General features: G+C 34.0%; 12 protein-coding genes. 8 read left to right on the top strand and 4 right to left on the bottom strand.

Annotation, left to right across the window (positions count from 1 at the left end):
* Positions 1-50 precede the first annotated feature (50 nt).
* The 6 genes from CL818_RS01240 (at position 51) to CL818_RS01215 (ending at position 4974) form a co-directional block, all read left to right on the top strand.
* A complete protein-coding gene (locus tag CL818_RS01240; RefSeq protein ID WP_013187479.1) occupies positions 51-683 on the top strand; it encodes a DUF937 domain-containing protein in 633 nt (210 codons plus the stop codon).
* 90 nt (positions 684-773) lie between these two features.
* Complete coding sequence (locus CL818_RS01235; RefSeq protein ID WP_013187478.1) at positions 774-1190, top strand: DUF6146 family protein; 417 nt, start codon at positions 774-776, stop codon at positions 1188-1190.
* Between the two features lie 17 nt (positions 1191-1207).
* Positions 1208-1510 (top strand): DUF6787 family protein, encoded by a 303-nt coding sequence (locus tag CL818_RS01230; RefSeq protein WP_013187477.1) that lies wholly within the window; start codon positions 1208-1210, stop codon positions 1508-1510.
* A gap of 8 nt (positions 1511-1518) precedes the next feature.
* The gene (locus CL818_RS01225) at positions 1519-1839 is read left to right on the top strand and encodes a hypothetical protein (protein ID WP_013187476.1); all 321 of its coding nucleotides are present in this window, start codon (positions 1519-1521) and stop codon (positions 1837-1839) included.
* Positions 1840-1907: 68 nt separating this feature from the next.
* Complete coding sequence (locus CL818_RS01220; protein ID WP_272974309.1) at positions 1908-4307, top strand: TonB-dependent receptor; 2400 nt, start codon at positions 1908-1910, stop codon at positions 4305-4307.
* 100 nt (positions 4308-4407) lie between these two features.
* Positions 4408-4974, top strand: coding sequence for a type 1 periplasmic binding fold superfamily protein (locus CL818_RS01215; RefSeq protein WP_272974310.1), 567 nt, complete (start codon positions 4408-4410; stop codon positions 4972-4974).
* A gap of 120 nt (positions 4975-5094) precedes the next feature.
* Here CL818_RS01215 and CL818_RS01210 read toward each other — a convergent pair whose 3' ends face one another.
* The 3 genes from CL818_RS01210 to msrA form a co-directional block, all read right to left on the bottom strand.
* Entirely contained in the window at positions 5095-5403 is a 309-nt protein-coding gene (locus CL818_RS01210; RefSeq protein WP_219359592.1) for a hypothetical protein, read from the bottom strand.
* 69 nt (positions 5404-5472) lie between these two features.
* The gene (folE, locus tag CL818_RS01205; RefSeq protein ID WP_272974311.1) at positions 5473-6072 is read right to left on the bottom strand and encodes a GTP cyclohydrolase I FolE; all 600 of its coding nucleotides are present in this window, start codon (positions 6070-6072) and stop codon (positions 5473-5475) included.
* Positions 6073-6075: 3 nt separating this feature from the next.
* Positions 6076-6615, bottom strand: coding sequence for a peptide-methionine (S)-S-oxide reductase MsrA (msrA, locus tag CL818_RS01200; protein ID WP_219359594.1), 540 nt, complete (start codon positions 6613-6615; stop codon positions 6076-6078).
* A 143-nt stretch (positions 6616-6758) separates the two neighbouring features.
* Between msrA and CL818_RS01195 the strand changes: the two genes are divergently transcribed.
* Positions 6759-9191, top strand: coding sequence for a DUF5916 domain-containing protein (locus CL818_RS01195; protein ID WP_272974312.1), 2433 nt, complete (start codon positions 6759-6761; stop codon positions 9189-9191).
* Positions 9192-9215: 24 nt separating this feature from the next.
* Complete coding sequence (locus CL818_RS01190; protein ID WP_272974313.1) at positions 9216-9884, top strand: ABC transporter ATP-binding protein; 669 nt, start codon at positions 9216-9218, stop codon at positions 9882-9884.
* 7 nt (positions 9885-9891) lie between these two features.
* Here CL818_RS01190 and CL818_RS01185 read toward each other — a convergent pair whose 3' ends face one another.
* On the bottom strand, positions 9892-11040 hold the full coding sequence (locus CL818_RS01185) for a cysteine desulfurase family protein (RefSeq protein ID WP_272974314.1): 1149 nt from the start codon (positions 11038-11040) through the stop codon (positions 9892-9894).
* Between the last annotated feature and the right edge of the window lie 24 nt (positions 11041-11064).

Here is an 11064-nt window from a genome sequence, read left to right as displayed (position 1 = left end):
TGACTAACTTTCAAATCTTAAAATTTTAACATTTCAACTAATTCTTTATTATGGCTTCAATTTTAGATTTATTAAATACAGACATTGGCAAACAGCTTATTAGTAGTGCTAGTGAAAAAACCAATACTAGCCCAGACCGTACAGCTTCTGTATTAAGCTCGGCTATGCCTCTAATATTAGGAGCAATGAAAAGGAATGCAGCTACTCCAGATGGTGCAGCAAGCCTAAATAGTGCCTTAGAAAATAATAAACACGATGGTTCTTTATTAGATAACTTAGGTGGTTTATTAAGTGGTGGCGGTCTAGATGATTTAATGAGTGATGGTGGTGGTATCTTAGGTCACGTTTTAGGTGGAAAGCAAGAACGTGTAGAGCAAACCATTAGTAAAACAAGTGGTGTAGATGCTGGTAGTGTAGGCCAAATCATAAAAATGGCTGCACCGATAATTATGGGAATATTAGGAAGCCAAAAGCGTAAGGACAATGTAAGCCAAAACGGTCTTGGAGATTTATTAGGTTCTGTTTTAGGATCGCAAAGTACAAATGATCAATCTTTAATTGAAACGCTTTTAGACGCAGATGGTGATGGTAGTGTTATAGATGATGTTGCCGGAATGGTTCTTGGCGGAAATAAGAAAAAAGGAGGCCTTGGCGGTATGCTTGGTGGCTTATTTGGAAAATAATTTTACTACCATATAAAGAAAACCAGTTGTCTTAAGGCAACTGGTTTTTTGTTTATATAAAATTGGAATCGTTTTTGTATCTTTTTAGTTATGAAAAAGATCATACCAACATTACTGCTTGCATTGTTAATTATAGCTTGTGCAACTACTAACACTACAGATGCAGCTCATACCGATAAAGAATCTAAAACTAAGTCTCTAGATACTGTACGCATTGCTAATGATAGTTTAGAATATGAAATTATAATTATCGAGCCAGGTTTTCAAAGTTGGCTAGTAACACAACCACCTCGCGGTTATTACATACAAAAGGTTTTAGAAAACAGAAATTTGTTTTCTGTTCAGGAATACAATAGGCGTGTATTAGATTCTCGATATAACAGAACTAACCTTTACGAACAACAAATAGATTACCAACCTGGTATAGATTATGGCTATGAAGTAAATTATCTTTTATTTAATTACTTCGAATTTTTTGAAGAAACTTACAATCAGAAACTAAGGTAAATTTGTAATTTTGCCGAATGAAAAAGCTTAAAGAACGTTGGGGAATTTCTTCTAACTGGCAAGTAGTGGTAATTTTTATAGTGTTTGGCATTACAGGATCTACATCTGCAAAAATTGCTGGTCCTATAGTCGAATTTTTAGGTATCACCCAAGAAAACACTAGCGGTTGGATTTACTGGCCTGTTAGGATTTTGTTAATTTTCCCTGTTTATCAAGTGCTTTTGATTATTTTCGGCTGGATATTTGGTCAATTCCAATTCTTCTGGGCTTTCGAAAAGAAAATGCTTAGACGTCTCGGTTTTGCAAAATTCTTAGATTAAAACATACATTGAAAACAAAGTTTTTTAAACATATTGCAATTATAGCTACCGCTGTACTCCTATTTCCATTAGGGGTTTCATTTGGTCATGCATTAGAGCAACATGAACATAAGCTTTGTGACAACCCTAGCGATACTCATTTTCACGAGAAACATTTAGACTGTAATTTTTATAAGTTTCAGTTAAATCCTGTTGTTGTTTTTAATGTCCCTAATTATGAAATTTGGTCGTTTGTATTACCACAAACCCAAAATTTCAAGATTAATGAAGGTGTGGTCTTAACATCTTCTACATCGGTCTCACTTAGAGGACCACCTTCTTTATCATAATTTCCATTCTTAATATCCTTTGCGTGTAAATGCAACAGGATAGTTTTCAATTTTAAAATTTTCACGACATGCAAAAATACCTATGGGTATGTGCTTGTATATGTACACTTTTTGTAAATGCGCAAGAATGTGAGTATACAATGCAAGGAACTATTGTAGATTTTCACGATAACTCACCTTTAGTTGGCGCTACACTTATTGTAGCTGGCTTAGAGAAGGCTGTACTATCAGACTTTGATGGTAACTATACTATAAAAGGGTTGTGTGATGGCAGTTACATATTGCAAGTTTCACATCCTGAATGTGATACCAAAGCAGTACCAGTAACTGTTTCTGGTAATACAACTTTAAATATTAAGCTAGAACATCATTTAGAAGAACTTGGAGAAGTTACCATTAAAGGTGCTGTATTCAAGAAAAACGTATTGTCTGCACAAGAACAGGTTTTAGATTCTGAAATTTTAGATGCAAAAACAAGCGGTTCTTTAGGTGATGCCTTAAAATCTATAAGTGGCGTATCTACCTTAAATACAGGAAATACTGTAGCTAAACCTGTTATACAAGGTTTACATAGCAGTCGTGTCCTTATTTATAATAATGGCACTAAAATGGAAGACCAAGAATGGGGAGCAGAACACGCACCAAATGTAGATTTAAATGCTGCTGGTAAAGTTGCTGTAATAAAAGGAGCCAATGCATTACAATATGGTGGTGGCGCAGTTGGCGGCATTGTAATTGTAGAACCAGAAAAAGCACCTTTAAAAGATACTATCTATGGAAAAACTATAGTTACAGGATCTACAAATGGTCGTGGCGGCACACTTACTTCTAACCTCACTAAGGCATTTAAATCTGGTTGGTATACTAGAGTTCAAGGAACGTATAAACGCTTTGGAGATTTTGAAACGCCCGATTATATTTTAAGTAATACAGGTCAAGATGAAAAAGATTTCTCTTTAGGATTTGGTCTTAATAAGTTTTCTTGGGGTTTTGATGCATATTACTCCTATTTTGATAATGAAGTAGGAATACTAAGAGCTTCTCACCTTGGTGGTGCAGAAGATCAAGTACGTGCTATAAATAGTGACAGACCGTTCATTATAGATGATTTTACTTATGATATAATAGCACCAAGGCAAGATGTGAATCATCATTTAGCAAAACTGAAGCTGTTTAAGAGGTTTGAAAATTTCGGTAAGATATCTGCGCAATATGATTTTCAATTAAACAATCGTTTAGAATATGATGTTAGAAGAGACAGTGAAGATAATAGACCAAGTGTAGATTTAGAGTTAGCAACACACCACTTTAATGCAGATTTGGTTTATGATGCTAAAATAGATTATGAAATTAAGACAGGTTTCTCATTTGGGTATCAAGATAATTTTGCAGACCCATCAACTGGAGTAAGACGGTTAATACCAGATTATGAACGTTACGATTTAGGAGCTTATGCTGCACTAACGTATAACCTATCTCCTACATTAACTGTAGAGTCTGGCTTACGTTATGACTTTCAAAATATAGATGCTTTTAAATTTTATAGGCTATCTAGATGGGAAGAGCGCGGTTATGATGAAACCTATCCAGAGTTTGAAATAGATAGAAATGAAAATCAGATCCTTACAAATCCGAATTTCGATTATCATAATGTTTCTGCAACTGCTGGCTTTAGTTTAGCATTAAATAATACATATAAGCTTCTTGGTAACTATTCATTAGCTTCAAGATCTCCAAACCCTTCAGAATTATTTAGTGAAGGTTTACACCATTCAGCATCTCGAATAGAAATTGGCGACTTAAGTTTTAATTCAGAAAGAGCTAATAAATTTAGTGTCACGTTAGAGCACGACACTAATCATATTTCATTTTCTGTAAGTCCATTTGCTAACTTCATTTCAGATTTTATCTTAATTGAACCAACTGGTATAGAGCAAACCATACGAGGTAATTTTCAGGTTTGGGAATACAGGCAAACTCAAGCAAGATTATTAGGAGTAGATGTTGATGCCAGGTTACAGCTTACTAAAAATTTTAGTACAAGCCACCAGCTTAGTATCGTTAAAGGAAGAGATACCTCTTTAGATCGTGCGTTAATAAATATGCCGCCAGTTAACACAACAAATAGTTTAACGTTTAAAAATGAAAAATTAAATAACCTAAGATTAGGTATTACAAGCCAATATGTTTTTAGACAAAATGAATTTCCAAATAACAATTTTGAAGTTTTTATTCCAGAGACCGAAACTACTGAAGTAGTTGATTTAAGCACACCACCAGATGCTTATCATTTACTAGGTTTTACAAGCAGTATAGACTTTTCTGTGTTTAATAAAAGCACTTTAAATGTTGGACTTGATGTCTCAAATATTTTTAATACAGAGTATCGTGACTACTTAAATAGACTACGTTATTATGCAGATGATTTAGGAAGAAACGTAACTCTAAGACTAAAATTAAATTACTAACAATAACTAACGATGATTGAGCCATTCGAAATCATCATACATAAATTAATATCAAAGTGGTTTCGATAGGCTCAACCACTACACACTAAAAAAGCAAACAATGAACACCTTAAAACAATTATCAACTTTAGCCCTTGCATCATTATTTATTTTCTCTTGTTCAAGTGATGATGATAGTGTTCCAGAAATAGTGAATGAAGAAGAATTAATTACTACAACTACAATTTCTTTAACTTCTGAAGGTAACCCAACAGTAACATTTACTGCTACAGATTTAGATGGTGATGGACCAAACGCTCCTGTGATAGATGATGTAAACCTATTGGCTAACACTACCTATACGGGAACAGTTACATTACTTAACGAAACAGAATCTCCTGCAGAAGATATTACCGAAGAGGTTGCAGAAGAGGCAGATGAGCACCAGTTTTTTTATCAAGCATCTACTAGCTTAAATGTTACTACAGATTATGCAGATGCAGATGCAGATGGAAATCCTGTAGGAATTAACTTTAGCTTAATAACCGGTGAAGCTTCAAACGGAACTTTTACAGTAACATTGCGTCACGAACCGAGCAAAGATGCTAGTGGTGTTGCAGAAGGCGACATTACTAATGCTGGTGGTGAAACAGATGTAACACAGACATTCAACGTGATTGTTGAATAATTAATACGCTTTAATTCGTATTGATTTGAATTTAAAAGAGCGGTTGTGGTTAGCCGCTCTTTTTTTGTATAAAAAAACCTCAAGAAAACTCTTGAGGTTATATATTGATTGCAAATGATTTTATGAAACTATCTCCACCTCAATTGGTTCTTGTACTACTTCTTTAGATGTACTCCAAACATAGGTATATAACCACATTAATGTAAATGTTGGAATAACATCTGTAAACGGTAAAATTTCTTCAAGAAAAGTAATTACAGATGCAATTTTCCCTTTTCTGCCAGGAAACATTTCTGTCATTTTCTTAGCTGCAATCGGCGCCCATAAGATATCTACAAACGGCCCTACAACAGGTATAGCCATTGTAGCCATACCTATAGCATCCATAAGAACACTTTTTCCTAATAATTTATAATTTCGGTTTTTCATGTTGATTAATTTAAATTGATGAATCTATATCTTAATAACAAAAAAGATGCCGAAATTGTTGTGTTCTCTCTAAGCTAAATCGCTACTAATAAGTTTAAGAAACTCATTTCTAGTCTCCTGAGCTTCAAACTGTCCTCTAAAACCAGATGTTGTTGTAGTGCTGTTTTGCTTTTGCACGCCACGCATCATCATACACATATGGCTAGCCTCAATAACAACAGCAACACCTTTTGGTTTTAATGTATCATTAATACATTCTAAAATATCGTGAGTTAAACGTTCTTGCACTTGTAAACGTCTTGCAAACACATCTACAACTCTTGGTAGTTTACTAAGTCCTACAATATGTCCATTAGGGATATAGGCTATATGGGCTTTACCAAAAAATGGTAACATATGGTGTTCACAAAGTGAATAAAGCTCAATGTTTTTTACTACAACCATATCATTATAATCCTCTTTAAACATAGCGCCTTTAAGGATCTCTGCAGCATCTATATCATATCCAGATGTTAAAAACTGCATTGCCTTTGCTGCACGTTCTGGTGTTTTTACTATACCTTCTCGCGCTACATCTTCTCCTAAGTTAGTTATGATAGAAGAAAATTGAGACTTTATTTCATCTGTTACTTCTATATTATATTCTTCAAAATTGTGGTATAATGCCATTCTTTAATTTAGTTTATCAGAAAAATACTTCTGTATTTTATTTATTTTAGGATCTATTACAAATTTACAATATCCATACTCAGGATGGTTATTATAAAAATTTTGATGTTCTTCTTCTGCCACATAAAATTCAGAAGCTTCAGTAACCTCTGTAACTATAGGCGCATTAAAAATGGTATCTGCATCTAACTCTTTAATAACAGCATTAGCCATTTCTTTTTGACTATTGGAATGGTAAAATATAGCACTCCTATATTGTGTACCAACATCTGCACCTTGCCTATTTAAAGTGGTAGGATCGTGTGTAGAAAAAAACACATACAAAAGCTCTTTAAAAGTAATAATATCTGGATTAAAGGTAATCTGTAAAGCTTCTGCATGACCAGTTCTTCCTGAAACAACTTCTCTGTAAGGCGGATTTTTAATCATTCCGCCAGTAAATCCAGACTGTACTTTGTTTACACCCTTAAAGCGTTGAAATACGGCTTCCGTACACCAAAAACAACCATTTGCAAATGTTGCTACTTCTGTTTTCTCTTTCATTTATGTAAAATTAGTGTAATTTTTGTTTATCTATTTCAATAAATTAATAAACAAAATTATTTAACATTTCCTTATGAAAAGAAAAGCATTGGAACAATAATTTTGTTTAGACATTCCCAATTTATTAAAACACCTCATTTTCAGTGAATTACTCCTTACCCTTATTTTTTAGTTTATTTTTTATTTCAATACTTACAGCTCAAACAGAGCCATCTAAAATTATCGTTGCAGAACGTATTAGCAATCCACCTAAAATAGATGGTATCTTAGACGATGCTGTATGGCAAACATTACCTATACATACAGATTTTAATATGCTACAACCAAGTAATGAAGGTAAAGCGCCAAAAACACACCGCACGATATTAAAAATGGCATACGATAATAGTGCCGTTTATTTTGCTGCATATATGTATGATGACAATCCTTCTTCCATAAGAAGACAGTTTAGCCAAAGAGACGAAATAAATGTTCAGGCAGATGTAATCTCGATTGCTTTAAATACTTACAACGATAGTATTAATGAAACTCGATTTTACATTACCAGTGCTGGTACCATAGGTGACTCTAAAGTATCTCAAAATAGGCAGGATTTTAGTTATGATGTTGTGTTTGATGCTAAAGCCACTATTAACGACCGTGGATGGTTTGCAGAGTTTAAAATACCTTATAACGCATTACGTTTTCCTGAGGAAGATATACAGGATTGGAGTTTAAATATGTATCGAAGTATTATAGATCGTAATGAAACTTATACCTATAATTATATAAATAGAGAAGTTGGTAGGGAGACTCAATATAATGCTACCATTAATGGCGTAAGAGATATAGAGCCACCTGTGAGGTTAACCTTTTTCCCTTTCGCACAAGGTATTGTCACTAATTTTGATGGTGTAACAGAGACAGAGTTTAGTGCAGGTATGGATTTAAAGTATGGCTTAAGTGACAGCTTTACATTAGATATGACTCTAATTCCCGATTTTGGACAAGTTGCGTTTGACAATGTTAGACTAAACCTAGGTCCTTTTGAACAAACTTTTGGTGAAAACAGACAGTTTTTTACAGAAGGTACAGAACTTTTTGACAAAGGTGGCATTTTCTTCTCAAGACGTATTGGTAATGGACCAACTAGAGGATCTCGTTTAAATGCCAATGAACGTTATATTGAAAACCCTCAAAAAGTAAACCTCCTAAACGCTCTTAAGATTTCTGGAAGAACCAAAGACAAATTAGGGATTGGTTTTTTAAACTCTATTACAGAAGAAACTAGAGCTATTATTGAAGATACAGTTACAAATACAAAAAGAGAAGTTGTGGTAGAGCCACTTGCTAATTATAATGTATTTGTATTAGACCAACAGTTTAATGGAAACTCATCTATTTCTTTAGTAAACACAAACGTTACTAGAGAAGGAGACTTTAGAGATGCCAATGTAAGTGCTTTTGTATTTGACACTGCAGACAAAAACAACAAATTTGGGGCTTCTGGTAGAGCAATTGTAAGCAATGTAATGGATACAGATGGCATTACCTCAGGCTTTTTATCTGAACTTGATATAGCTAAGATTGATGGTAATTTCAGATATAGAGTTGGTCATGACTTTGCCAACACAACTTATGATATTAATGATTTAGGTTTAGTTTTCAGAAACAATTTTAACAACTTCGTAGCTGCTGCAAGCTACCAAATATTTGAACCTACAAAACGTTTTAACAACTACAGTTTTTCTATAACAGCTAGGCATAACAGGTTATACAAACCAAGCGTGCAAACTAATAATAACATAAATGTAGATGCATATTTTAATACTATAGAGCGTTTTTCTTTTGGTGGTAATGTGTATTATGACTCAGACACACAAGATTACTTTGAGCCGCGTTTACCTGGCAGATTTGTTACATATAGCTCAAGTATTGGTGGTCGTGGCTGGATATCTTCAGATTATAGAAAGAAGTTTGCATTAGATTTAAGTCTAGGTTTCAGGCATTTTTATGAAGACCCTCAAGATAACCTTTCACTTAATGTTTCTCCAAGATATCGTTTTTCAGATAAATTTTTACTTGTAGTTAGTAGTAACTACGCTCAAAATGAAAAAGAGTTTGGTTATATAGATAATAATGGTGATGATGTTTTCCTAGGGCAACGTGATCGTACCTCTTTAGAAAATACTATTTCTGCTAATTTTAATTTTGATCCATTTAAAGCCCTTAATCTTAGGTTTAGAAACTTCTGGAGTGTGGCAGACTACACCGATGATGTATTCTTTAAACTTAACGAAGATGGAACTAGATCACAAATTGCTTATGATACAGAAGATTCTGAAAATAGAGACCCTAACACCAATTTTAATATTTGGAATATAGATCTTTCTTACAGTTGGAGGTTTGCACCTGGTAGCGTTGCTACGTTACTTTACAGAAACCAAATATTTAATCAAGATGACCAGTCTACTGTAGATTATACTGAAAGTCTTAATACGTTATTTGACCAACCAAGCCTTAATCAATTATCGCTACGTTTGGTATATTTTATAGATTATAATAATCTTAAAAACTCATTCGGAAATAAAGCATAGCTTTGTTATTCTTAACAGATGCCCATGATTATAGCAGAAAACATTCATAAACACTACGGTGATTTACACGTTTTAAAAGGCGTTGATCTCCATATTGCAGAACGTGAGATTGTCTCTATTGTAGGTGCTTCTGGTGCTGGAAAAACAACATTACTGCAAATATTAGGTACCCTTGATGCTTCAGACAACAACTCGAACACTCAAGGAAAGCTTATTATAAATTCAAAAGAGGCTACAAGCTTAAAAGGAAAATCACTTTCTAAATTCAGAAATGAACATATTGGGTTTATTTTTCAGTTTCACCAACTATTACCTGAATTTACAGCATTAGAAAATGTATGCTTGCCAGCGTTTATTAAAGGCACATCTAAAGTACAAGCAGAGCAAAGAGCTAAGGAGTTATTATCGTTTTTAGGTGTTGAAAAAAGAGCTCATCATAAACCATCTGAGTTAAGTGGTGGTGAGCAACAACGTGTTGCTGTTGCCAGAGCTTTAATTAATAATCCTGCCGTAATCTTAGCAGATGAACCATCTGGTAATTTAGATAGTGAAAGTGCTGAAAACTTACACCAACTATTTTTTAAACTTAGAGATGAGTTTGGACAAACCTTTGTCATTGTAACCCATAACGAAGAACTTGCAAATATGGCAGATAGAAAACTAACGATGGTTGATGGTAAGATAGTTAACTAATTAATAATTAGCTTTCCATAAAATTCTTAAGTACGCCAATCACATAATCTATTTCTTCTTTCGTGTTGTATTTTGAGAACGAAAATCTAACTGAAGGTCGCTTTAATTTATCGTCTTCTAAAATTGCCTGTAAAACGTGAGATGCTTGGCCACTACCACTTTGGCAAGCACTACCTTTAGAACAAGCAATACCATTTAAATCTAGTTGAAATAAAAGTAAAACTGCCTTTTCTTCTGCAATTGGTAAACACACATTAAGCAAGGTATAGGTGCTATTATCATTATCAGAGCAGCCTCCATTTAAAGAAGCTTCTGGAATATGTTCTTGTAGTTGGTCTTTAAAGTATTGTTTTAAAGATTTTATGTAGGCTTTCTCTTCCTCTAAATTTGCATAAGAAATATTTAATGCTTCAGATAAACCAACAATATTGTGTACGCTTTCTGTACCTGCTCTAATACCTCGCTCTTGGCTTCCACCTACAATCATAGGTTTTAAACCACTATTTTTTCTAATAAATGCAAAACCAACACCTTTTGGGCCGTGAAATTTGTGAGCACTTACAGCTGTAAAATCTACTGGTATTTCAGAAAAATCTAACTTAAAATGACCTACAGATTGTACTGTATCACAATGAAATAAGGCATTATGAGATTTACAAAGTTTAGCAACAGCTTTTATGTCCAGCATATTACCAACCTCATTATTAATATGCATTAAGCTTACCAATGTTTTTTCGGTACTATTACCTAGCAACTCTTCAAGGTGAGAACTATCTATGCTCCCACAATCTTTCAGGTTTACATAATCTACCGTAACATTATGCTTGTCTTGCATTTCCTGTACAGTATGTAAAACCGCGTGGTGCTCTATTCTTGAAGTTATGATGCGTGTAACCCCTAAATCTTTTACAGACGAGCAAATAGCCAGGTTATCTGCCTCTGTACCTCCAGAAGTGAAAATAATTTCGCCAGCAGAAACATTTAAGTGTTTCGCAACATCCTTTCGAGCCTGCTCTATTAAAGTCTTTGCGGCTCTTCCAAAAGCATGTGTAGATGAAGGGTTTCCATAACACTCACTCATTACCTGCGTCATTTTCTCAATGACTTCTTTTCTTACCTGCGTTGTGGCCGCACTGTCAAAATATACTTTTCTCATAATTGTTTGCTAGTAGCGGCAAAA

Source organism: Croceibacter sp. (assembly GCF_002716225.1).
Taxonomy (GTDB): Bacteria; Bacteroidota; Bacteroidia; order Flavobacteriales; family Flavobacteriaceae; genus Croceibacter; species Croceibacter atlanticus.
Note: the sequence above shows the minus strand (reverse complement) of the source record. Positions and strands in the feature narration are given on the sequence as shown.